General features: G+C 66.5%; 23 protein-coding genes. 13 read left to right on the top strand and 10 right to left on the bottom strand.

Annotation, left to right across the window (positions count from 1 at the left end; translation table 11 throughout):
- From purD to L0D16_RS04085, 5 genes are read right to left on the bottom strand one after another with little or no spacing between them, the layout of a single operon-like run.
- Positions 1-1,248 carry a phosphoribosylamine--glycine ligase gene (purD, locus tag L0D16_RS04105; RefSeq protein ID WP_243030177.1) on the bottom strand — a complete coding sequence of 416 codons (1,248 nt, stop codon included), beginning with the start codon at positions 1,246-1,248 and terminating at the stop codon, positions 1-3.
- On the bottom strand, positions 1,245-2,084 hold the full coding sequence (gene purN / locus L0D16_RS04100; RefSeq protein WP_243030176.1) for a phosphoribosylglycinamide formyltransferase: 840 nt from the start codon (positions 2,082-2,084) through the stop codon (positions 1,245-1,247). Before purN ends, purD begins: the two co-directional genes overlap by 4 nt.
- A gap of 52 nt (positions 2,085-2,136) precedes the next feature.
- Positions 2,137-3,030 carry an MBL fold metallo-hydrolase gene (locus tag L0D16_RS04095; protein WP_243030175.1) on the bottom strand — a complete coding sequence of 298 codons (894 nt, stop codon included), beginning with the start codon at positions 3,028-3,030 and terminating at the stop codon, positions 2,137-2,139.
- The gene (locus L0D16_RS04090) at positions 3,024-3,818 is read right to left on the bottom strand and encodes a fumarylacetoacetate hydrolase family protein (protein ID WP_243030174.1); all 795 of its coding nucleotides are present in this window, start codon (positions 3,816-3,818) and stop codon (positions 3,024-3,026) included. The genes L0D16_RS04095 and L0D16_RS04090 overlap by 7 nt, the downstream gene beginning before the upstream one ends.
- Before the next feature lie 9 nt (positions 3,819-3,827).
- A complete protein-coding gene (locus tag L0D16_RS04085; RefSeq protein ID WP_243030173.1) occupies positions 3,828-4,361 on the bottom strand; it encodes a glycerol-3-phosphate acyltransferase in 534 nt (177 codons plus the stop codon).
- Between the two features lie 89 nt (positions 4,362-4,450).
- Between L0D16_RS04085 and L0D16_RS04080 the strand changes: the two genes are divergently transcribed.
- From L0D16_RS04080 to L0D16_RS04050, 7 genes are all read left to right on the top strand, one after another.
- On the top strand, positions 4,451-5,482 hold the full coding sequence (locus L0D16_RS04080) for a substrate-binding domain-containing protein (protein ID WP_243030172.1): 1,032 nt from the start codon (positions 4,451-4,453) through the stop codon (positions 5,480-5,482).
- Between the two features lie 9 nt (positions 5,483-5,491).
- Positions 5,492-5,935, top strand: coding sequence for a YqhA family protein (locus L0D16_RS04075; RefSeq protein ID WP_243030171.1), 444 nt, complete (start codon positions 5,492-5,494; stop codon positions 5,933-5,935).
- 3 nt (positions 5,936-5,938) lie between these two features.
- A complete protein-coding gene (locus L0D16_RS04070; RefSeq protein ID WP_243030170.1) occupies positions 5,939-6,619 on the top strand; it encodes a hypothetical protein in 681 nt (226 codons plus the stop codon).
- Positions 6,616-7,764, top strand: coding sequence for an aminofutalosine synthase MqnE (gene mqnE / locus L0D16_RS04065; protein WP_243030169.1), 1,149 nt, complete (start codon positions 6,616-6,618; stop codon positions 7,762-7,764). The genes L0D16_RS04070 and mqnE overlap by 4 nt, the downstream gene beginning before the upstream one ends.
- The gene (locus tag L0D16_RS04060) at positions 7,764-8,576 is read left to right on the top strand and encodes a menaquinone biosynthetic enzyme MqnA/MqnD family protein (protein WP_243030168.1); all 813 of its coding nucleotides are present in this window, start codon (positions 7,764-7,766) and stop codon (positions 8,574-8,576) included. Before mqnE ends, L0D16_RS04060 begins: the two co-directional genes overlap by 1 nt.
- A 233-nt stretch (positions 8,577-8,809) precedes the next feature.
- A complete protein-coding gene (aroF, locus tag L0D16_RS04055; RefSeq protein ID WP_243030167.1) occupies positions 8,810-9,844 on the top strand; it encodes a 3-deoxy-7-phosphoheptulonate synthase in 1,035 nt (344 codons plus the stop codon).
- Positions 9,841-10,920: a prephenate dehydrogenase gene (locus L0D16_RS04050; RefSeq protein ID WP_243030166.1), complete on the top strand. Its 1,080-nt coding sequence runs from the start codon at positions 9,841-9,843 to the stop codon at positions 10,918-10,920. Before aroF ends, L0D16_RS04050 begins: the two co-directional genes overlap by 4 nt.
- Here the strand turns inward: L0D16_RS04050 and L0D16_RS04045 are convergent.
- From L0D16_RS04045 to L0D16_RS04035, 3 genes are read right to left on the bottom strand one after another with little or no spacing between them, the layout of a single operon-like run.
- The gene (locus tag L0D16_RS04045) at positions 10,917-11,852 is read right to left on the bottom strand and encodes a GGDEF domain-containing protein (protein WP_243030165.1); all 936 of its coding nucleotides are present in this window, start codon (positions 11,850-11,852) and stop codon (positions 10,917-10,919) included. The two genes, L0D16_RS04050 and L0D16_RS04045, sit on opposite strands and share 4 nt — an antisense overlap.
- A gap of 49 nt (positions 11,853-11,901) precedes the next feature.
- A complete protein-coding gene (locus tag L0D16_RS04040) occupies positions 11,902-13,266 on the bottom strand; it encodes an FAD-binding oxidoreductase (RefSeq protein WP_243030164.1) in 1,365 nt (454 codons plus the stop codon).
- Between the two features lie 9 nt (positions 13,267-13,275).
- On the bottom strand, positions 13,276-13,761 hold the full coding sequence (locus L0D16_RS04035) for a hypothetical protein (protein WP_243030163.1): 486 nt from the start codon (positions 13,759-13,761) through the stop codon (positions 13,276-13,278).
- A 69-nt stretch (positions 13,762-13,830) separates the two neighbouring features.
- Here L0D16_RS04035 and L0D16_RS04030 point away from each other — a divergent pair, with 69 nt between their 5' ends.
- Entirely contained in the window at positions 13,831-14,283 is a 453-nt protein-coding gene (locus L0D16_RS04030; RefSeq protein WP_243030162.1) for an EVE domain-containing protein, read from the top strand.
- Here the strand turns inward: L0D16_RS04030 and pilC are convergent.
- Entirely contained in the window at positions 14,258-15,478 is a 1,221-nt protein-coding gene (gene pilC / locus L0D16_RS04025) for a type IV pilus assembly protein PilC (RefSeq protein WP_243030161.1), read from the bottom strand. The two genes, L0D16_RS04030 and pilC, sit on opposite strands and share 26 nt — an antisense overlap.
- Between pilC and L0D16_RS04020 the strand changes: the two genes are divergently transcribed.
- Together L0D16_RS04020 and scpB are read left to right on the top strand one after the other, a co-directional pair.
- Complete coding sequence (locus L0D16_RS04020; protein WP_243030160.1) at positions 15,477-16,067, top strand: L-threonylcarbamoyladenylate synthase; 591 nt, start codon at positions 15,477-15,479, stop codon at positions 16,065-16,067. The two genes, pilC and L0D16_RS04020, sit on opposite strands and share 2 nt — an antisense overlap.
- The gene (gene scpB / locus L0D16_RS04015; RefSeq protein WP_243030159.1) at positions 16,060-16,581 is read left to right on the top strand and encodes an SMC-Scp complex subunit ScpB; all 522 of its coding nucleotides are present in this window, start codon (positions 16,060-16,062) and stop codon (positions 16,579-16,581) included. Before L0D16_RS04020 ends, scpB begins: the two co-directional genes overlap by 8 nt.
- Here the strand turns inward: scpB and L0D16_RS04010 are convergent.
- Positions 16,528-17,607, bottom strand: a complete 1,080-nt coding sequence (locus L0D16_RS04010; RefSeq protein WP_243030158.1) for a PIG-L deacetylase family protein — start codon at positions 17,605-17,607, stop codon at positions 16,528-16,530. The genes scpB and L0D16_RS04010 overlap by 54 nt on opposite strands.
- A 30-nt stretch (positions 17,608-17,637) precedes the next feature.
- Between L0D16_RS04010 and L0D16_RS04005 the strand changes: the two genes are divergently transcribed.
- The 3 genes from L0D16_RS04005 to L0D16_RS03995 are packed head-to-tail and all read left to right on the top strand — an operon-like array spanning position 17,638 to position 20,925.
- Positions 17,638-18,261, top strand: coding sequence for a GNAT family N-acetyltransferase (locus tag L0D16_RS04005; protein ID WP_243030157.1), 624 nt, complete (start codon positions 17,638-17,640; stop codon positions 18,259-18,261).
- A 30-nt stretch (positions 18,262-18,291) separates the two neighbouring features.
- Positions 18,292-20,493, top strand: coding sequence for a DEAD/DEAH box helicase (locus L0D16_RS04000; protein ID WP_243030156.1), 2,202 nt, complete (start codon positions 18,292-18,294; stop codon positions 20,491-20,493).
- A 9-nt stretch (positions 20,494-20,502) separates the two neighbouring features.
- Complete coding sequence (locus tag L0D16_RS03995; RefSeq protein WP_243030155.1) at positions 20,503-20,925, top strand: hypothetical protein; 423 nt, start codon at positions 20,503-20,505, stop codon at positions 20,923-20,925.
- Position 20,926: the final 1 nt, after the last annotated feature.

Below are 20,926 nucleotides of genomic sequence, written 5' to 3'. Positions count from 1 at the left end.
TCAGCGCCGTCTCAGGGCCTTCTGGCCGATGTCCTTGCGGTACTGGGCCCCAGGGAAACCCACCTGGGGGATGAAGGCATAGGCCCGCCCCAAGGCCTCCTCCAGGTCCTGGCCCAACCCCACCACGTTCAAAACCCGTCCCCCAGCGCTCACCAACCTCCCCCCTTCCCACCGGGTCCCCGCATGGAAGACCAAGACCCCTTCCGGCGGCTCGGGCACGTGCAGGGGGATCCCCTTCCTGGGGTTTTCCGGGTAGCCGGGTGCCGCCAGGACCACGCAGGCCGAGGCCCCTTCCCGCCAGGAAAGCTCCGTCCCCTTAAGCCGCCCCTCGGCCACCCTTAAGGCCAGCTCCACCAGATCGTTTTGCAAAAGGGGTAAAAGGGCTTGGGCCTCGGGGTCGCCGAAGCGGGCGTTAAACTCCAACACCTTGGGCCCTTCCCGGGTCAACATGAGGCCAGCGTAGACCACCCCGCGGTAAAGCACACCCTCCGCCCGCAAGCCCTGGACCAGGGGTTTCAGGATCTCCTCCTCCACCCGCCGCAGGGTTTCCGAACCCATGGGATAGGGAGCCACCGCCCCCATCCCCCCGGTCATGGGTCCTTGGTCCCCATCCCCAAGCCGCTTGTGGTCCTGGGAGGGCAAAAGGGGAAGGATGGCCTCCCCATCGGTGAGGGCGAGAACCGTGGCCTCCTCCCCCTCCAGGTACTCCTCGATGACCACCTCGCCCCCCTCGGGTCCCGAAAGGATGTTGGACACCGCCTGTTTAGCGGTGTGGAGGTCCAAGGCCACCGTCACCCCCTTCCCCGCCGCCAGCCCCGAGTCCTTGACCACGATGGGTACCCCCACTTCCTCCACGTACTCCAGGGCCGAAAGGGGGTCCTGGAAAACCCTAAACCGGGCCGTGGGGATGCCGTAGCGCTCCATAAGGGCCTTGGCAAAGGCCTTGGAGCCCTCAATCATGGCCGCCTTCTGCGTGGGGCCGAAGACGAGAAGGCCCCGCCTTTGGAAGGCATCGGCGATCCCCTCCACCAAAGGGGCCTCGGGACCCACCAGGGTGAGGTCTATCCCCTCGTTCAAGGCCCAGTCCGCCAGGGCCTCCACGTCCCCGCTCCAAGGCACCAGCTCCGCCAAAGCCGCCATCCCGGCATTGCCAGGGGCGGCGTAAAGCCTATCCGCCAAGGGGCTTTGCGCCGCCTTCCAAAGGAGGGCGTGCTCCCGTCCCCCCGAGCCCACCACCAGCACCTTCATGGGGAAGATTCTACCCGGGCCAGCGTCTTTTCCACCCGAAGCCGGACCTCCTCAGGCAGGGTGGTGAGCTCCCGGCGCAGGGCAGGATGCTCCTCCGCCAGGAGGTGGGCGGCCAAAAAGGCCCCTCTTCCCCACTCGCCTCCTTGGCCCTGGAAGGCCCCTAGCGCCATGGCCTCCTGTCCCCAGGCCTTAAGAAGGGCATACGCCCGCAGGTAAAGGGGCCTTTGCCGAGGGGAAAGGGCCCGGAACCAAGGGGCGAGCTCCCCTTCCTCGGGGGGCGGGAAGGCAAGCCCCAGGAGGACCAGCCGCACCGCCTGGGGATAGAGGCGGTGTTCCAGGAAAAGCACCCGTCTTTCCAAGGCCTCCGGGGTGTCCCCGGGCAGGATGGGCACCCGGCCCTGCAGGACGATGGGGCCGGTGTCCACGCCCTGATCCACGAAGTGCACCGTGGAGCCCGTTTCCTTCTCTCCCGCCATGAGCACCCGCCGGTGCACGTTTAGCCCCGGGTAGTCGGGAAGAAGGGAAGGGTGGATGTTCAAAAGCCGCCCGTACCAGGCCTCCACAAAACCCGGGGAAAGGAGGCGCATGAACCCGGCCAGGAGCACCAGGTCAATGCGCCTGGCCTGCAAGAGGGCCAAGGCCTCCCCCTCAAAGGCCCTCCGCCCCCGCCAGGGGATGGCCAGGGCCTCCACCCCCCGGCTCCCAGCCCGCCTCAGCGCGTAGGCCTCCGGGTTGTCGGAGAGGACCAGCACCACCTCCCCCCAGGGGTTTCCGGGCGGAAAGGCCTCGAGGAGGGCCTCCAGGTTCGTCCCCCGGCCCGAGGCCAAGACCGCCATGCGCGCAGGCCGGCCTAAAGGAAAGGGGGTGGAAAACCCGCGCCCCTCCATACTAAAGAGCCTCGGGATGGTGCTTCTGCCAGTAGCGCACCAGGCCTTGCAGGTTCATGTAAGGGGGATCGGCCAGCTCGTAAAGCTTTATCCCTTCCTCCCCCACCCCGGCCCGCCGCAAGCCTTCCCGCCAGTAGGTCTCAAAACGCTCCGTCATCACCTCCAGGGGAAGGCCCTCCTTGAGCCGGTGCAGGACCCAGCCCGCCCACTCCTCCAAAACACCCCTTAGGGCCAGGAGGTGGGCCTCCACGTCCCCATACCCTCCAAAGTGGGTGAGGTAAAGGGTTTTTGGCCGCAGGGCCAGGATGCGGTCCAAAGAAGCGTACCAGGTTTCCAGGTGGATGTCGGGGGGCGGGGTGGGGGGCAGGACCGGCCCCGGGGCTATCCGCACCCCGGCCACGTCCCCGGCAAAGAGGAGGTCATCCACCAGGTAGGCGTGGTGGTGGGAGGCGTGGCCCAGGGTTTCCAGGGCTTGCACCCTAAGCCCCCCTAGGTTCACCACCTCCCCGTCCGCCAAAGCCCGCACCTGCGCCTGGGCAATACCCTTAAGCTCTCCCCAAAGGGGTTTCAGCATGGCCCCATAGATGCGCTCGGCGGAGGCCAGGAGCCTCGAGGGGTCCACCAGGTGAGGGGCCCCCCGCGGGTGCACGTACACCGTGGCCCCCAGCTGGGCCAGCCGCCAGGCGGCCCCGGCGTGGTCCAGGTGGATGTGGGTCACGAAGACGTGGCGGACCTCCTTGGGGTCCACCCCTTCCCCTCTTAGGGCCGCCTCGAGACGGGGATAGGTGCTCTCGGGCCCCGTTTCGATCAGCACTGGCCCCTCCTGGGACTCCAGGAGGAAGCTGGCGATCACCCTTTCCGCCCCCTGGAAGTGGAGGTCCAGGACCTTCACCATGGGCGCTCCTCCTTAGGGCCGATCCGGGTGTGGAGGGTGCCGATGCCCTCAACGGCCACCTCCAACCGGTCCCCAGGCCTAAGGGCCCCCACCCCTTCCGGCGTGCCCGTGAGGACCACGTCCAGGGGCTCCAAGGTCATGAAGCTGGAGATGTAGGAGAGAATCTCCGCCACGGAAAAGATCATGGCGGACGTATGCCCTTCCTGACGGAGCTCATCGTTCACGTAAGTGCGCACCCAGGTGTTCTGGGGGTCCAGATCCGTCTCCAGCCAAGGACCCAGGGGCAAAAACTTGTCCGCGCTCTTGGCCCTGACCCACTGGAGGTCCTCTCTCTGCGCATCCCGGGCGGTGATGTCCACGGCGATGGTGTAGCCCAGCACGTGGTCTAGGGCCTTTTCCGGGGGCACGTTCCGCATGCGGTCCCCGATCACCACCGCCAGCTCCCCCTCGTAATGGAGCTCCTGGGTGAAGAAGGGGTAGGGCACCGCATCCCCCGTGTTCCAGGGGTCCCGGGGGTTACCGGGGTGGGCCAGGGTGTTGGGGGCCTTCAGGAACAGGCCCGGCTCCTTGGGCAGATCCTGGCCGAAGTCGTGGCCCATCTCCCGGATGTGCTCCTTGTAGTTCCTCCCCACGCAGACGATCTTGCTGGGCGTGGCCGGGACCAGAAGGCGAACCGCGGCCAGGTCATAACGCTTCCCCGTGGGGTTACCCCCCGGGCCATCGGTTTCCAGGACCAGCTCCCCTTCCAGTATGCCCCAACGCCCCTCGTTGAACCGGAGGATCTTCATGCCCTAAAGCTACCATCTTCCCCTAAGGATTTGCAGGCCCCTGAGCCCCACCAAAAGGGCCGCCAGGAAAGCCCCCAGCCTGCCCTCGGGGGAAGCCAGGAGCAAAAGGGCCAGGTACCCGAAGATGGCCCCAAAGGGAATGGGGTAGATGCCCCTCCGGCGCCTCCCCCAGTGGAGAAGGTGGTAGACCCCCGCCACCCCCAGGCCCAAGGCCGTGGCCAGGAGGGTTTCCCCGGGAAGCCAGGCCAGGAAGTAGCCCAAGGAGGGGGCAATCCCGCCCCCGCCCCGGAAGCGGAAGTAGAGGGGCCAGTTGTGCCCCGCCACCACGGCCCCGGCCGCCCAGGCCCGCCACTCCGGCGGGGTCAGCCAGGCGGCCAGCGCCCCTTTCCCCAGGTCAAAAACCACCACCAAAAGGGCCGCCAAAGGGCCCTTTCGGCGGTAAACCCCAGAGCCCCCGGGAAGGTCCTTGGCCCGTACCTCGGGGAAGAAGAGGAGGCCTCCCACCAAGGAGCCCAACAGGTACGCCAGTAGCACATAGGCCATGCCCCCATTCTTGCAAAGGGCCGGGGCTTGCCCTATCCTAAGGATGGAAGTTTCCATGAAGCGCTTCCACATCCTGAGGTGCTGAGGCCATGAAGAAGAAACCCACCATCCTCGAGGTGGCCGCCCGGGCCGGGGTGGGCCTGGGCACCGTGAGCCGGGTGCTCAACAACCACAAGGCGGTGCGGCCGGAAACCCGGGCCCGCGTGCTCAAGGCCATGGAGGAGCTGGGCTACACCCCCAACCCCCATGCCCGGCGCATCGCGGGAGGGAGAAGCTACACGGTCTCGGTCCTCCTTCCCTTTGTGGCCACGGAGTTTTACCGCAGGCTTGTGGAGGGCATTGAGAGCGTGCTCTTGGAAAAGCGCTACGACCTGGCCCTCTTTCCCATCCTCTCCCAGGCCCGGCTTAGGCGCTATTTACAAAGCTCCACCCTGGCCTTTCTCACCGACGGCCTCATCCTGGCCTCCTACGACCTCAGCGAGCACTTTGAAGGGGGCCGTCTACCCACCGACCGTCCCGTGGTGCTGGTGGACGCCAAAAATCCCCGGTACGACTCCGTCTATCTGGACAACTTTCTGGGCGGCCACCTGGCCGGGGAGTACCTGGCCCGCTTCCCCGGGCCCATCTTCGCCGTAAAGGTGGAGGAAGAACCCGACCGGGCCTTCCACCACACGGTCTTCGCCGAGCGCCTGGCCGGATTCCGGGAAGCCCTCAAGGCCACGGGCCGCCCCTTTCCCGAGGAGCACCTCTACACCACCCGCCTCTCCCAGGAAGGCGGCAGGCTTGCCCTCCGGTACTTCCTGGAAAAGGCCTCCCCGCCCCTCAACGTCTTCGCCGGCGCCGACCAGGTGGCCCTGGGGGTCTTGGAGGAGGCGGAGAGGCTGGGGCTTACCCTGGGCAAGGAGGTGCGGGTCCTGGGCTTTGACGGCCATCCCTTCACCGAGGAGGTGGGGCTTTCCACCATCGCCCAGCCGGTGGAGGCCATGGGGGCCCGGGCGGCCCAACTCCTCCTGGAAAGGATGCAGGGCTATGCCGGGCCACCCCGGGAGGTGCGGTTTGAGCCCCTCTTGATAGAACGGGCCTCCACCCGCACCTCCCCCACGGCCCCCTACCTGCCTTAGAATGCGCCCATGCGTCCGGAGACCCTGGTCTACCCCTTGCGTTGGCTCATGATTCTGCCTGTGGTGGGCATGCTCCTCGGGGCCTTCTACTTCGCCTGGCATGCCCTCGAGGAAACCCTGGTGGCGGTGAGAAAACCCCTGGACGAAGCCCTCCCCGTCCTGGTGGGGGCCGTGGACCTGGCCCTTTTGAGCGCCGTCTTCCTCATCTTCAGCCTGGGCCTTTTTGAGCTTTTCATCCGCAAGCTGGACCTCCCCTTGGAAAACGTCCTCACGGTGGAAAGCCTGGCGGACCTGAAGGGAAAGCTGGGCCAGGTGATCGTCATGATCCTGGTGGTGAAGTTTTTTGAGAAGGCCTCGGCCTTCAAGCCCCAGACCTCCTTGGACTTCCTGCTCTTCGCCGGGGGGGTGGCCTTCCTGGCCGCCTCCCTTTGGCTGGCCAAGGCCAAAGAATAGCCCTTGCTGGTCTATCTGGACCAAAACTACGCCAGCCGCATAGCCAAGCACCTCCTGGGCCAGCGGGGACACGAGGTTTTCGGGGAGCTGTACCTGGCCCTTAAGGGCCAGGTCCTGGCCCCACCCAGCCCCTTCCACGTGCTGGAAACCCTCTACCCCATCCGGGGCCCTGCGGAAAAAGCCGGCTACCTCCTACCCGCCCTGCAAAGGCTTTTCGCCGAGCTCTCCCAAGGCTACTGGGTGCGCCCCTGGCAGGAGGTGGCCGTGCGCCAGGAGAGGGGGCTTTCCCGGGAGGATTTCCTCTGGAGGGGGGGAAGCTGGGAGGCCCCTGCGGACCTCTCCCCCTTCTGGGGCCTGCCCGAAAGCCTCCGGGGTCTGCCCTACCGGGAGGCCCTCGAGGCGGCCCTTAAGGAGATCCAGGCCCGCACCGGGCTTAAGGAGGTGCCCTTCGTGCGCCTTTTGGCCGAGCTTCTCGCCCGCATGGCCTCGGACCTAAGCCGCAAGCCCCGGCCTTCGGACCTCTTGGACGCGGTGATGGCCGCCACCCTCTACCCCTATGTGGACCTCCTCCTCACCGATCGCTACCTGCGGGGCCTCCTGCCGGGGAAGAGCGTGGGGGGGAGGCAAAGGGAAGTGGAGGCCCTAGTCCGCAGGTTCCGGGAAGGGGTAGACTCGGGCTCGTGAAGGGTATCCGTGACCCCAAGCTCTGGCCCATCGCCGAAAAGGTGGAAGCGGGGGAACGCCTCACCTTCGCCGAGGGGCTGGTCCTCTACCAAACCCCAGACCTCCCCAGCCTCATGCGCCTGGCCAACCGGGTGCGGGAGAGGAAGCACGGGCACAAGACCTACTTCGTCCACTCCATCCGCGTCTCCCAGACCAACATCTGCTACGTGGGCTGCACCTTCTGCGCCTTCCAGAGAAGGTTCGGGGAGGAGGGGGCCTGGGACTGGGACGTGGAAGAGGTGGTGGCCTGGGTCAGGGAGCGCTACCAGCCCGGCCTCACGGAGATCCACATGACCGCGGGCCACCACCCCAAGAGGCCCTTTACCTACTACCTGGACCTGGTGCGGGCCCTGAAGGAGGCCTTCCCCGGGGTCCAGGTGAAGGCCTGGACGGCGGCGGAGATCCACCACTTCTCCAAGATCGCCCGTCTTCCCTATAGGGAAGTGCTCCAGGCCCTCAAGGAAGCGGGGCTGGACGCCATGCCCGGAGGGGGGGCGGAGATCTTTGCCGAGAGGGTGCGCAAGGAGATCGCCCGGGCCAAGGTTTCCGCGGAAGGGTGGCTTTCCATCCATAGGATGGCCCATGAGCTGGGCATCCCCACCAACGCCACCATGCTCTACGGGCACATAGAGACCCTGGAGGAGCGCCTGGACCATATGGACCGCCTCAGGCGCCTTCAGGACGAAACCGGGGGCTTCATGAGCTTCATCCCCTTGGCCTTCCAACCGGACGGCAACCCGCTGGCCAAGAAGCTGGGCCAGCGGGGGTTCACCACCGGTCTGGACGACCTGCGCAACCTGGCCGTGGCCCGGCTTTACCTGGACAACATCCCCCACATCAAGGGGTACTGGGCCACCCTGACCCCGGAACTGGCCCAGGTTTCCCTGGACTGGGGGGTGACGGACCTGGACGGCACCCTGATTGAGGAGCGCATCGTCCACATGGCGGGAAGCCCCACCCCCCAGGGACTTTCCAAAAGGGAGCTTGCGGGCATCATCCGGAGGGCAGGGCGCATCCCCGTGGAACGGGACGCCCTTTACCGGGAGATCCGGGTCTGGGACCAGGTGGCGGTTCCCTGGGGGGAAAGGGGCCCCAAAGAGGCCTGATGGTCTACGCCCTAGGGGTTCCCCTCTACGCCAACACCGCCCCCCTCTACCGCTTTCTGGAGCCAGGGAGCTGGCGGCTCTGCTATGGGGTCCCCGCGGAGCTCAACCGCATGGTGCTCTCGGGGGAGGTGGGGCTTTCCCTGGTTTCCAGCTACTTCTACCTGGAACACCAGGAGGAGCTGGGGCTTCTTCCCGACTTCTCCGTGGCCGTTTTGGGGCGGGTGTATTCCGTAAACCTCTTCCACAAGGGGGGGCTTGGGAGCCTAAGGCGCGTCGCCCTCACCACGGAAAGCGCCACCAGCGTGGAGCTTTTAAAGCTCCTTTTGGGTGAACGGGGCATCTTCCCCCGGTACGAAAACCGGGAAGGAGGGCTGGAACTCCTCGGCGAATACGACGGGGTCCTCCTCATCGGCGACAAGGCCATAAGGGCCTACGCCAGCCTTCTAGACCGCCTTCCCGAAACCCCCCACGCCCTCCCCACCCGCTTCGGGGAGGTGGCGGTGGTGGACCTCTCCATGCTCTGGTTTGCACGCACCCGGCTTCCCTTCGTCTTCGCCGTCTGGGCCTACCGCAGGGAGAACCCTCCCCCTTTGCCCTTGGTGCAAGCCCTGAGGAAAGCCCGGCGCCAGGGGCTTGCCCGGCTTGGGGAGGTGGCGGAAGCCGAGGCCACGCGGCTGGGAATCCACCCGGCCCTAATGGAGCACTACCTCTGGAACTTCCGCTACCACCTGGAGGAGCCCGACCGCTTAGGCCTTAAGGCCTTCGCCCAGGCCCTGGGCCTCCCCTTTGCCCCCCTCTACTATCCCGCCTGACCCTAGACGGGCCGGTGCCCCCTACCGCCAGCCTTGGGGTACGAACCCCGGGCGGGGGCCTCCCCCCTTGACAGGGTCCTTTCCCTTCCCTATGCTTGGAGGCAATATGCGGACTCCAAGGCGCTACTTCGGCTTTTATTATCCCGCCGGGGGCGCCCTGCGGTCCGCATAAGGTATTTCCGCAAGGAGGGCGCCCCCAAAAAGGGGGCGCCCAAGGCTTTTAGGAGGGAACCATGCTGATCGTGATGCGGCGAGGACACACGGAAGCGGAGCTGGAAGAGGTCGTTCGGGAGATTGAGAAGGTGGGCTACCGGCCTCACGTTTCCCGGGGGGTGGAGACCACCTTGGTGGGAGCCATCGGCCGCGGGCCCACCCCGGAGCTCATGGAGCACTTCCGCGCCCTTCCCGGGGTGGCGGAGGTGATCCCCATCTCCAAGCCCTACAAGCTGGCGAGCCTCGAGGTCCAGCCCTTCCCCACGGTCCTGGAGTTCCCCACCGGAAAGACGGGAGGGGGCCACGTGCTGATCGCCGCCGGGCCCTGCGGGGTGGAGTCCCGGGAGCAAACCCTAAGGGCCGCCCGCTACGTGAAGGCCCACGGGGCGGGGATGCTAAGGGGCGGGGCCTTCAAACCCAGGACCAGCCCCTACGCCTTCCAGGGCCTCGGGCTGGAGGGCCTCAAGATTCTGGCCGAGGCCCGAAGGGAAACGGGGCTTCCCGTGGTCACCGAGGTCCTTGCCCCGGACCAGGTGGAGCTGGTGGCCGAATACGCCGACGCCCTGCAGATCGGAGCCCGTAACGCCCAGAACTTTACCCTTTTGCAGGCGGTGGGCGAGACTAGGAAGCCCGTCCTTCTCAAACGGGGCATGAGCATGACCCTGGAGGAGTTCCTAATGAGCGCCGAATACATCCTCTCCCGGGGGAACATGCAGGTGATCCTGGTGGAAAGGGGAATCCGCACCTTTGAGAAGGCCACCCGCTTCACCCTGGACGTCTCCGCGGTCCCCGTGCTCAAGAGCCTTACCCACCTTCCCGTCTGGGTGGACCCCTCCCACCCCGCAGGCCGTCGGGAATGGGTTATCCCCTTGGCCCTGGCGGGGCTGGCGGCAGGGGCGGACGGCCTCATCGTGGAAACCCACCCCGAGCCGGAAAAGGCCCTTTCCGATGCCGCCCAGCAGCTCCACGAGCACGAGTTCGCCGAGCTCATGCAAAAGGCCCGCCGCCTGGTGGAGGCCTTGGACAAAACCCTCTCCGCACCGGTCCTAGGATGAAGCCCCTTTTTGGCAAGGTGGGGATCTTTGGGGTGGGGCTTTTGGGAGGAAGCGTGGCCTTGGGCCTGAAGGAGCGCTTCCTGGCCGAGGAGGTCCACGCCTACGACCAAGACCCCGAGGCCCTGGAAAGGGCCCTTTTCCTGGGGGTGGCGGACCGGGTGCATCCCACCTTGGGGCCCTGGGTGGCGGAGCTGGAGCTGGGCATCCTGGCCGCACCCGTGGGGGCCTTGGCGGACCTGGGGAGGACCCTGGCCCCCTGGGCCAACCCCCAAAGCCTCTGGACCGATGTGGGAAGTGTGAAAGCCAAGGTGGTGGCGGCCCTCGAGGATACCCTCCCCCACTTCCTGGGGGGCCATCCCATGGCGGGAAGCGAGCGGGCCGGGGTGGAAAACGCCCACGCCGGCCTCCTGCAAAACGCCATCTGGGTCCTCACCCCCACGGAAAGGACCAGCCCCCAGGCCAAGGAAAGCCTCCGCCAGCTGGTGGAGGCCTTGGGGGCCTATCCTTTGGAGATCCCCCCAGGGCTTCACGACCAGCTGGTGGCCCGCATCTCCCACCTCCCCTACCTCCTGGCCGTGGCCCTGAACCACCTGGTGGCCCATAGCCCCCACCGGGACCTCCTCATGTTCCTGGCCGCCGGGGGGTTTCGCGACCTGACCCGGGTGGCCTCCGGCTCCCCCCGCATGAGCCGGGACATGGTGGTGGAGAACAAGGAAGCCCTCAAGGAGGCCATAGAGGAGCTAAGGGGGGTTCTTTGGGAACTGGAGGGGCTTTTGGACGAACCCGAGGCCCTACTCCAAGCGGCGGTTGAGGCCAAGCGCACCCGGGATAGCCTCCCCATCGTGCGCCGCAGCCTCCTGCCCGAGATGCACGACCTGGTGGTCCAGGTGCCCGACCGCCCGGGCCAGATCGCCCGCATCGCCACCGCCTTGGGGGAGGCTGGGGTCAACATCAAGGACATTGAGGTCCTTACCATCCGCGAGGAAGCCGGGGCCATCCGCTTGGGCTTCGCCAGCCGGGAGGAGCGGGCAAGGGCCCGGGAAGTGCTCTCGCAAGCGGGGTACCGGGTCTCTTAAAGGTCCCGTTCCACCCGGTTCTTTCCCTCCCCCTTGGCCCGGTAAAGGGCCCTATCCGCCCTCTGGAATAGATCCCCTAGATCTCCTTGGTACACCGCCACCCCAAAGCTTCCCGTGACCCCCAAGCGGCTAAGCCCGGTCCTGAGCCTTTCCGCCACCTGCATCGCCTCCTCCCCCTGGGTCCTAGGAAGGAGGATGGCAAACTCCTCCCCACCCCAGCGCCCCACCAGATCCCCCTGGCGCACGTGGGCCACCAGGTACTGGGCCACCTCCTTCAGGAGCCGGTCCCCCACCAGGTGACCGTGGGTGTCGTTGACCTTTTTGAAGTCGTCCAGGTCTAGGATCACCAGGCTAAAGGGCTTTTCCCCCCGTTCCACCCGGGCCGCCTCCCGCTCTAGGGCCATCTCCAAGGCCCGGCGGTTGGGAAGGCCGGTGAGGGGGCAGGTTAGGGCTTGTTCCTTCCAAAAGCGCATCTGGCCATGAAGTTCTCGGAACCGGGCCAGGAGGAAGGTGAGGCTGTAGAGGATAACCTGGCTTACCGCAAAATGGGGCCAAGCGTCCGGGTTCCGGCCCCACACCAGGGGGGCCAGGACCAAGACCCCACCCCAAAAGGCCCCCAAAAGATACCCCAAGGACCAAGGAGGATAGGCGAACCCGGAAAGCAGGTACAGGGCCGGGGTGAAGAGCCCAGCCAAGGACCAGCCCTCCCCCATCCGCCACATCTCAAAAAGCAGATAGGCCCCTAGGGGATGGAGGAGAAGGCGGGGCACCACCTTGGGGCCCCGGCTCATGGCCCAAAGGGCCCAGAGGACCAGCAAAAGGTGGACGAGAACCTCTAGGCCCTGGGGGGGGAAGCGCCTCACCTGCAGCAAAAGGCCCAGGGCCAACCCCGCCCAGCTGGCAAAGTAGAAGACCCGGCCCCGGCCATCCATGCCTCCAGGGTAGACCCTTTCCTGTCAAAACCCCGTGAAAATAGACCCGTTAGGGCAGGATCTTGCCCGGGTTCAGGAGCCCCTGGGGATCCAAGGTGGCCTTTACCGTGCGGAAAGCCTCGAGGGTCCCTTCCTCCACCGCTTCCTTCATGAACTCCCGCTTCATGAGGCCGATCCCATGCTCCCCGGAAAGCACGCCGCCATGCCGTAGGGCCACCCGGGCGATCTGGTGGGCCAGCTCCCAGACCCGTTCCTCGCTCTCCCGCCTGGGGTCAAAGAGGATGTTGGGGTGCAGGTTCCCATCCCCGATGTGGCCGAACTGGGCCACCACCAGGCCGTAGGCCTCCCCCAAGGCCCGGATCTCCCGCACCACCTCAGGAAGCTGGCTTCTGGGCACGGCGATGTCCTCGTTGACCCGTTTGGGGCGGATGCGGCCCAAGGCGGGGCTCACGCTCCGCCTGGCCCGCCAAAGGGCCTCCGCCTCCTTCTCGTCCCGCGCCTTTTGCACCCTGGCCCCAAGTTCCTGGGCCGTCCTCTCCACCAAGGAGAGCTCCTCCTGGACCACCTCGAGGTCCTCCCCATCCGTTTCCGCCAGGAGAAGGGCATGCCCCCGGGGAAGCCCCAGGCCCAGGTAGTCCTCCACGGCGTTTACGCAAACGGGATCCAAAAACTCCAGCTTCGCCGGCACCGCCCCCAAGGCGATGGCCCGGGAGACCGCCTCCGCCAGGGCGCCCACCTCGGGGAAAGCCGCCATCAAGGTGGCCCGGTACCGGGGAAGGGGAAAGAGCCGCACCCGCACCCCGGTGATCAGGCCCAAGGTACCCTCCGAGCCGATAAGCAGGCCAGCCACATCGTAGGCCTCCCGGCCTAGGCGGTGCACCTGCCCCCAGGCGTCCACGAACTCCAGCTCCAAGACGTAATCCCCCGTGACCCCGTACTTGAAGCACAGGGGCCCCCCGGCGTTCTCCCCCAGGTTGCCCCCCAGGGTGCTGGTGCGCCAAGAAGCGGGGTCTGGGGGGTAGAAAAGCCCATAGGGCCTGGCCTCCTCCGAGATCCGGGCCGTGGTCACCCCAGGCTCGGCCCAGGCGGTGCGCCCCACAGGGTCCAGCTCCAGGCAGGTCATGCGGGTGAAGGCCACCACGATGGCCCCCTCCTCGGGCACCGCCCCCCCGCTTAGGCCGCTTCCCGCACCCCGGGGAACCAGGGGAAGGTGGTACTTCCGGGCCAGGCGCACCAGGGCCTCTACCTCTTCCCGGGACTCCGGCAGGACCACCGCCAAAGGCTCCGGCCCCACCAGGATGGCGTCGTAGCGGTACACCCCTTTCTCCGCCGGGGAAAGGAGGGCCCTGGAGCCGAAAAGGGCCTTCAGCTCCGCGCGCACCTCCCCGGTCTGCGTTTTTCCCCAAGCCGCCATGCCCTAAGGCTACCAGTCCGGATCGCAATAGGGGAAGGAATCGGGGATTACCGGGTTGGTTGCCCGTACATAGGGCCCAGCCAAGCCCCCGGTGTGGCCCCGAAGCCAAAGCCTCCGCTCGGGCAAGGGCTCCACGGTGACGCCCTGGGGCCTTAACGCCGCCCCCGAAGGCCAGGCCAGGGAAACCGCCTGTATCCCTCCCGAGGGCGTGACCTCCACAAAGCCCCGGACCTCTCCAGAATCTATCGGCCCCGGAAGGGTATAGCGCTCCTCCGGGCGGGCTTGGCTTGGGCTTAGGCCCTCAGGAATCCAGAAAAACTCCAGCCGGTCCAGCCTTCCCTCCAGGCTAAAGCGGAAATCCACCCGGGTATTGGCAGAGGCGCAGTAGGTGCCTTGCGTTTTTAGGCCCGTGATGCGGTGGCCCGGATAGACCACTTCCAGGGTGAGGGTACAGGCGGAAAGGAGGCCCAGGAAGGGTAAAAGGAGGATGCGCATGGCCTTATCCTCCCAAAACCCCTTCGCAAAAGGTTTGGTCCTGGCTAAAGCCCCCTTTAGACTTGGGCCATGGCCTACTGGCTTCTCAAGTCCGAACCCCAGGTGTATAGCATCCTGGACCTAAAGCGGGAGGGCAAGGCCATCTGGGATGGGGTGCGCAACTACCAGGCCCGGAACTACCTCCTGCGGATGCAGGTGGGGGACCTTTGTTTCTTTTACCACTCGGGCACCAACCCCCCGGGGATCGCCGGGCTTTGCCGGGTGGTGAGGACCCACGTCCCCGACCCCACCCAGTTTGACCCCAGCAGCCCCTACTTTGACCCCAAGGCCACCCGGGAAAAGCCCCGCTGGTACACGGTGGAGGTGGCCTTCCTCGAGGCCTGGCCCCTCATCCCCCTGGCCCAGCTCAAGGCCTGCTTTCCCCAAGACCACCCCCTGGTGAGGAAGGGGAACCGGCTTTCCATTATGCCGGTTCCCCCGGAGGTGGCCGAGAAGCTTATTGCGCGGAAAGGGTGCCGATGATCTTGAAGAGGGGCAGGAACATCCCCGCCACGATCATGCCCACGATCACCCCCAGGAAGATGATCATGAGGGGCTCAATGGCCGCGGTGAGGCTGGCCACCGCCTCGTCCACCTCCCGCTCGTAGAAGTCGGCGATCTTGGAAAGCAGGGTATCCAAGGCCCCTGTTTCCTCGCCGATGGCCACCATGGAGCTCACCATGGGCGGAAAGACGAAGGGGTGCTGGGCCAGGGTAAGGTTCAAGGGTTCCCCTTGTTGCACCTTGAGCTTAGCCATGTCCACGATCTCCTCCACCACGCTATTCCCCGCGGTTCCCTTGGTGATGTCCAAGGACTCCACGATGTTCACCCCGCTGGAAAGGAGGAGGGCCAGGGTGCGGGAAAAACGGGCCACCGCCGTCTTGCGGTTTAGGTTGCCGAAGACGGGCACCCGAAGCTTCACGCGGTCAATGGCCTTCCGCCCCTGGGGGGTGCCATAGTACCAGCGGTAGACGAAGAAAAGGACCACGGCCAACAGCAAAAGGGGCAGGGTGGCCGCCCGGAGGAAGTCCGAAAGGGCGATGAGGAAGCGGGTGAGGAGGGGGAGCTCCGAGCCCAAATCCGTGAGGATCTGGGCAAACTGGGGCACGATGCCGGTGAGGAGGAAGTAGGCCACGCCCACGGCAAAGACGAAGACGATGGTGGGGTAGGTCATGGCGCTACGGATCTTGCCCCTCAGCTCCAGGTCCTTCTCCAGGAAGGTAGCCAAGCGGTCCAGGATCACGTCCAAACCGCCCGAGGTCTCCCCAGCCCGCACCAGGTTCACGTAAAGCCGGGAGAAGAGCTTATGCTTGGCCAGGGCGTCGGAAAAGGCCATGCCGCCTTCTATGTCGGTGCGGACCTTCTTGATGATCTCCCGGAACTTCTTGTTCTCCGTCTGCCTTTCCAGAATGGAAAGGGACTGGAGAAGGGTGAGGCCCGCCCCCAGCATGGTGGCCAGCTGCCGGGAAAAGATGGCCAGGTCCTTTAGCCCAGGCCCCCTCTCCAAAGCGGGAAGGCGCACCTCCGCCTGCAGGCCCCTTCCCGGCTCCTTGATCTCGGCCACAAAAAGACCCCGGTCCCTAAGGAGCCTGGCGGCGGTGCGCAGGTCCTCGGCCTCAATGGTGGCCTCCACCAGGCGGCCCTGGCGGTCGCGGGCCTTATACTGGTAGACCGGCATGGTAGAAGTATACCAGAAGGTCCAGGAAGCGGCGGAGACCCTCAAGGGCGGGGGCCTGGTGGCCTTTCCCACCGACACCGTCTGGGGAGTGCTGGCCCGGATGGAGGATGAGGCCGCCTGCCGGCGCATCTACGCCCTGAAGGGACGGGGGGAGGAAAAGCCCTTGCAGGTACTGGTGGCGGATCTGGAAAGCGCCTTGGGCCTGGCGGACCTGGGGCCTCTTAAGGGGAAGTTCCTACGCCTGGTGGAGGCCTTCTGGCCTGGCGGGCTCACCGTGGTGGTACCGGGGCGAAACATTCCCCCTTGGATCAGCCGGGATGGCTCCGTGGGGCTCAGGATGCCGGACCACGGGCTTCTTAGGGAGCTCCTCCGCCAAGTGGGCGGGTACGCCGCCGCCACCAGCCTCAACAAAAGCGGAGAACCCCCGGTCCGCACAGAGGCCGAGGCCCGGGCCTTCGCCGTGGACTATGTCTTCCCCGGGGAGGCGAAGGGCCTAGCCTCCAGCGTGGTGGACCTGCGCACGGGGGAGGTCCTCAGGGAAGGGTCCATTCCCCGGGAGGCCCTTTGGCCTTACCTGCAAGATGCCTAGCCTAAAGGCCGAGCTTCTAGCGGTCCTCTTCGCTGCGGGCAGGCCCGTGTCCTTACGGGAACTAAAGGCCTTGGGCCATCCGGAGGAGGGGCTTTTGAGGGCGCTTCGGGCCTTGGAGGCGGAACTCGAGGAGGGAGGCCTAGGGGTGGCCCTGGAACGGGTGGCGGGAGGCTGGCGGCTGGTGGTGCACGAGGGAGTTCTAGGGGCCGTGGAAAAGGTCCTCAAGCCCAGCCCGCCTCGGCTTTCCAAGGCGGCCCTGGAGGTCCTGGCCCTCATCGCCTACCACCAGCCCGTGGCCCGGGCGGAGTTGGAGGCCATGCGGGGCAAAAGCGTGGAGGGAGTCCTGGACAGTCTCTTGGAACGGGGGCTCATCCGGGTGGTGGGCGAGAAGGAAGCCCCGGGCCGGCCCAAGCTCTATGGCACCACGGAGCGCTTCCTGGAGGTCTTCGGCCTGGAAAGCCTAGAGGACCTCCCGCCCCTCGAGGACGGCCCACCCCTCCTCCTCCGGGGCTAGGGCCTCCCGCGCCGGGATGGGCAGGGGGCTAAACAGTTCGTTCTGCCGCACGAAAGCCAGGAGAAAGCGGCCCAATAGCCGCATCTGGCTTCGGTGGGCCCGGATGGCCTTTTCCTTAAGCCTCACCTCCTCCTCGCTCAGGGGAAAGCGGCGCCAAGGGAGGCCCCTTCCCCTAGGGGGCGGGTAGAGGGGAAGCCGGGGATGGAGCCCTTTGGGCAGGGGGTACTGGTACCCCCCGTGGATGAGGTAGTACTCCAGCCGGTCCTCCATTCCCAAGGAAGCCGCCGCCTGCATGCCCAAGTAGGCCGCCGCCTGGTGGTCCCGGTGGGCGTCCAGGGGGCTTGGCAGGAGGATGCGGGTGGGCTTAAGGCTGGCCAAAAGCTCCACCAAGGTGGCCTCCAGGGCCTTGCCCGTGTAGGGAAGCCCCAGGCGGTAACACCCGGGGTAGGCCACCGCCTTAAGCCCGGTGTAGGGGCTTTCGTAGGGCAGGTAGTAGTGGGAGGTGAAGAGGGCGAAAAGCCCTTGGTCGGGAAACCCCAGGAAATAGGCGTTATCCCGGGAAAGGCCCAGGACCTCGAGGCCCCGCCAGGCCTCCACCATGCGCCTTAAGGCCAGCCGGCGCATGGCCTCCTTGGAGGGCAGAGGGCTTCCCGCAGCCAGGTCAAAGGCATCCCCCGAGGTGAGGTAGACCACGCTCACCCGCCCTCCCCTTAGGAGGGTGCGGCGCATCAGACCCGCCGCCGCTAGCACCTCGTCGTCCGGGTGGGGGGCCAGGAGGAGGAGGTGCTCCCCCGGCTGGGGTTGCGGATAGGGAGGAAGCCTCCGCACCCGGAGGGAGGTGGTAAGGGCGTGGTAGTAGGCGAAGATGAACCTCCCGTTGATGAAGGCCCAAACCCCCAGGGCCGCCAGGATGAGCCCCACCCGCTCCGCCCAGAGGAGGCCCAGCCAAAGCCTTAAGGCCTCCGCCAAAACCAGGTAGAGGGCCAAAAGGAAGAGGAGCCACTGCCAAGGAGCCAGGCGGCGCACAAGGGGCATTGTACGGAATAAAGTGGTCCTGTGGCCCTCCTTCGCCCCGCCGAGGAAAAAGACCTCCCCGCCATCGCCCGGCTTTCCCACCGGACCCTCCTCCTGGGGCGGGAAGGCCCTTTGGTCTTCCCCAGCCAGGAGCTTTGGGGGGAGCTCTTCGTAGCCCCTTACCTGAGGCGGGGATGCTGCTGCCGGGTGGCGGAGGAAGAAGGGGAGATCCTGGGCTACATCCTGGGCGCCTGTTCCCACCTCGCCCTCACCCTTTACCTCCTTCCCCGCATACCGCTCCTTCTCCTCAAGCTTCTGCTAGGCTGTTACGGACCACCTCTTCCCCACCTCCGCTACCTCCTGAGGCTCCTCCTCTTCCCAGGCCCTAAGGCCCCCAAGAGCCTTTACCCCGCCCACCTCCACATCGCCGTGGATCCCAAGGCCCAGGGGAAAGGCCTGGGAAAGGCCCTCCTTAGGGATTTTCTGGATTGCCTAAAGAGAAGCGGGGTAAAAGGGGTGCAGCTTTCCACCACCCGGGCCAACGCCGCCGCCCGGAAGCTCTACGGAAGCCTGGGCTTCCGCCTCTACGCCAAGCGGGCCAGCCCCTTCTGGGCCCCCTACCACGGCCATCCCGTGATCCACGAGGTCTGGGTCAAGGAACTCTAGGCGCAGGCCGCAAGGGGCCATAATGGAAGGGTGCTGCCCGAGGCCTTAAGGGGGTGGAAAAGCTACCGGGACTGGCTGGAGGCAGACCCGGAGTTCCAAGGCCGGATCGTCTTCGCCCGCACCCTTCCCCCCAGTCCCCCCAAGACCGTCCCCTACCGGGGGACCTTCGCCGGGGTCCTCGAGGCCTTGGGCCTGAAACCCTTCGCCCACCAGAAGGAGGCCCTCCTTAGGGTGGAGGAAGGGAACAACGTGGTCATGGCCTACTCCACCGCTGCCGGTAAGAGCCTGGTCTTCCAGGCCCCGGTGCTCAAGGCCGCCCTGGAGGGAGGGACCAGCCTCCTCCTCTTCCCCACCAAGGCCTTGGCCCACGACCAACTGCGGCGCCTTAGGGCCATGGCCGAGGCCTTGGGGATCCAAGGGGTTTATCCCTACGATGGGGACACGCGCGCCGACCTTAGGCGGAAGGCTCGCCAAGAGGGCCTGGTCCTCCTCAGCAACCCCGACATGCTCCACTTCGGCCTCCTGCCCCGGCACGGGGAGTGGGCCCCCTTCCTTTCCCGGCTCCGCTACCTGGTGCTGGACGAGCTCCACGCCTACCGAGGGGTCTTCGGCACCCACGTGGCCCTGGTCCTCTTCCGCCTCCTGCGCCTGGCCCGCCACTACGGGGCCAACCCCCAGGTGATCGCCGCCAGCGCCACCATCGGCAACGCCCAGGAGCACGCTGAAGGTCTGACCGGCCTTCCCTTCGTGGAGCTCCGGGAGGAGGTGGCCCGCTCGGAACGGGAGCTTTTGGTGCTCCTGCCCAAGCCCCTGGACGCCAAGGGGGAGAGGCGGCGAAGCCCCCTCCTGGAGGCCGCCTACCTGGCCCGGGCCTTGGCGGAAGGGGGTTTAAGGGGAATCATCTTCACCAACGCCCGGAAAAGCGCGGAGCTCATCGCCCGCTACGCCGCCCACCCCAAGGTGCGCCCCTACCGGGCGGGCTACACCGCCAAGGAAAGGCGCCGCCTGGAGGAGGGCTTGAAGTCTGGGGAGGTGCGGGTCCTGGTCTCCACCAGCGCCTTGGAGCTGGGGGTGGACATCGGGGAACTGGACGCCGTGGCCTTGGTGGGGTACCCCGGGTCCATCTCCGCCTTCTGGCAGCGGGCGGGCAGGGCGGGAAGGGGGAGGCGGAGGGCCTTGGTGGTCTACATCCCCCGGGAGGACCCCTTGGACGAGTACTTCCTCCACCGGCCCGAACTCCTCCTAAGGACCCCTCCTGAGGTGGCGGTGGCGGATCCGCAAAACCCCGTGCTCTGCCCCCTCCACCTGCACGCCGCCGCCTGGGAGAAACCCCTTGTGCGGGAGGAGATCCTCTGCCCGGAGGCCTTGGCCCAACTTAGGGAAAAGGATGGGCGCTACTACACCCCCAGGCGCCGCCCTCACCGGGACATCTCCCTGAGGGGCCTGGGGGCCACCTTCACCCTAAGGGGCCCGGATGGGGAGGTCCTGGGCTACCTGGACGAGCGCCAGGCCTACTGGGAGGCCCACCCGGGGGCGGTCTACCTGCACGGGGGGGAGAGCTACCTGGTGCGGAACATCGACCCCCAAAGGCGGGAGATCTGGCTTCTTCCCGCCCTCGAGGACTACTACACCGAGCCCCGGGCGGAAACCCATCTGGAAGTCCTCTCCGGGGAAGCCTTGGCCCATGGGGTCTGGGTGGGCCAGGTGGTCTTGCGGGAGCGGGTGGTGGCCTATGCCAAGAAGCGCTTCTTCACGGGAAGCGTCCTGGAAGAAGTGCCCTTGGATCTGCCGGAGATCACCTTCCCCACCGAGGCCCTTTGGTTCCACCCCCCCTTGGTGGTCCCATCCCACCGGATCCCCGGGGGCATCCACGCCCTGGAGCACACCTTGATCGGCCTTTTTCCCCTTTTCGTCCTGGCGGAAAGGCAGGACCTTGGGGGGCTTTCCTACCCCTTCTACCCTAAGCCCCTGCCCTCGGGCGGCGGCCCCACCATCTTCATCTACGACGGCTACCCCGGGGGCGTGGGCTACGCCCGCCAGGCGGCCCGCCGCTTCCCCCAGTGGATCCAGGCGGCCTTGGAGCTCCTCAAGGCCTGCCCCTGCCAGGAAGGTTGCCCCCGGTGTGTCCTCTCCCCCAAGTGCGGCAACGGCAACCAGTACCTGGACAAGGAGGCGGCCCTTTTCCTAGCCGCCCACCTCACCCTCTCCCTACCCCAGAGGACCCTGCATTAGACTTTAGCCATGACCCCCAGGGCCACCGCCACCGGCCACGCCATAGAGGAAAGCCCCGAGGCCTTCTTCGCCCGTTTCCGAGCCCATGGGGTGGAGGCTTACCTGTTTCCCGAACCTTGGGGAAGCCCCTTGCTGGAGGGCCTGGCCCGGGGCCAGGTCTTCTACGCCTTTGACCGGGGTACCCCCCCTGCCCCCACCGGCCCCATCTGGGTGCTCCTGCACGGGATGGTGCGGGAGGCCAAACCCTTAAGGGGGGAGGCCTTCTGGCAACGGGAGGGGGCCTCCTACCGCCTAGGGGGGAAAGCCCTCCCCTTGGCCGAGGGCTTTTACTTGCTGGAAAGCCTCCTGCCCCTGGTGGTGTATGCGGAAGATCCCTTGCCGGAGATGGCCGAGGTGCTCCTCTGGCCACCTCTAATGCTCTTCCGGGAGTGAG

The organism is Thermus altitudinis, from assembly GCF_022760835.1.
GTDB classification, from domain to species: domain Bacteria; phylum Deinococcota; class Deinococci; order Deinococcales; family Thermaceae; genus Thermus; species Thermus altitudinis.
Note: the sequence above shows the minus strand (reverse complement) of the source record. Positions and strands in the feature narration are given on the sequence as shown.

What these genes read in the sequence shown, in the direction of transcription:
- L0D16_RS04090 (WP_243030174.1), bottom strand. Translation starts at nt 3,818, where the DNA reads ATGAAGATCCTCCGGTTCAACGAGGGGCGTTGGGGCATACTGGAAGGG.
- scpB (WP_243030159.1), top strand. Translation starts at nt 16,060, where the DNA reads ATGCCTAGCCTAAAGGCCGAGCTTCTAGCGGTCCTCTTCGCTGCGGGC.
- L0D16_RS04095 (WP_243030175.1), bottom strand. Translation starts at nt 3,030, where the DNA reads ATGGTGAAGGTCCTGGACCTCCACTTCCAGGGGGCGGAAAGGGTGATC.
- pilC (WP_243030161.1), bottom strand. Translation starts at nt 15,478, where the DNA reads ATGCCGGTCTACCAGTATAAGGCCCGCGACCGCCAGGGCCGCCTGGTG.
- L0D16_RS04020 (WP_243030160.1), top strand. Translation starts at nt 15,477, where the DNA reads ATGGTAGAAGTATACCAGAAGGTCCAGGAAGCGGCGGAGACCCTCAAG.
- L0D16_RS04080 (WP_243030172.1), top strand. Translation starts at nt 4,451, where the DNA reads ATGAAGAAGAAACCCACCATCCTCGAGGTGGCCGCCCGGGCCGGGGTG.
- L0D16_RS04030 (WP_243030162.1), top strand. Translation starts at nt 13,831, where the DNA reads ATGGCCTACTGGCTTCTCAAGTCCGAACCCCAGGTGTATAGCATCCTG.
- L0D16_RS04060 (WP_243030168.1), top strand. Translation starts at nt 7,764, where the DNA reads ATGGTCTACGCCCTAGGGGTTCCCCTCTACGCCAACACCGCCCCCCTC.
- L0D16_RS04050 (WP_243030166.1), top strand. Translation starts at nt 9,841, where the DNA reads ATGAAGCCCCTTTTTGGCAAGGTGGGGATCTTTGGGGTGGGGCTTTTG.
- L0D16_RS04035 (WP_243030163.1), bottom strand. Translation starts at nt 13,761, where the DNA reads ATGCGCATCCTCCTTTTACCCTTCCTGGGCCTCCTTTCCGCCTGTACC.
- purD (WP_243030177.1), bottom strand. Translation starts at nt 1,248, where the DNA reads ATGAAGGTGCTGGTGGTGGGCTCGGGGGGACGGGAGCACGCCCTCCTT.
- L0D16_RS03995 (WP_243030155.1), top strand. Translation starts at nt 20,503, where the DNA reads ATGACCCCCAGGGCCACCGCCACCGGCCACGCCATAGAGGAAAGCCCC.
- L0D16_RS04040 (WP_243030164.1), bottom strand. Translation starts at nt 13,266, where the DNA reads ATGGCGGCTTGGGGAAAAACGCAGACCGGGGAGGTGCGCGCGGAGCTG.
- aroF (WP_243030167.1), top strand. Translation starts at nt 8,810, where the DNA reads ATGCTGATCGTGATGCGGCGAGGACACACGGAAGCGGAGCTGGAAGAG.
- L0D16_RS04075 (WP_243030171.1), top strand. Translation starts at nt 5,492, where the DNA reads ATGCGTCCGGAGACCCTGGTCTACCCCTTGCGTTGGCTCATGATTCTG.
- purN (WP_243030176.1), bottom strand. Translation starts at nt 2,084, where the DNA reads ATGGCGGTCTTGGCCTCGGGCCGGGGGACGAACCTGGAGGCCCTCCTC.
- L0D16_RS04085 (WP_243030173.1), bottom strand. Translation starts at nt 4,361, where the DNA reads ATGGCCTATGTGCTACTGGCGTACCTGTTGGGCTCCTTGGTGGGAGGC.
- L0D16_RS04045 (WP_243030165.1), bottom strand. Translation starts at nt 11,852, where the DNA reads ATGGATGGCCGGGGCCGGGTCTTCTACTTTGCCAGCTGGGCGGGGTTG.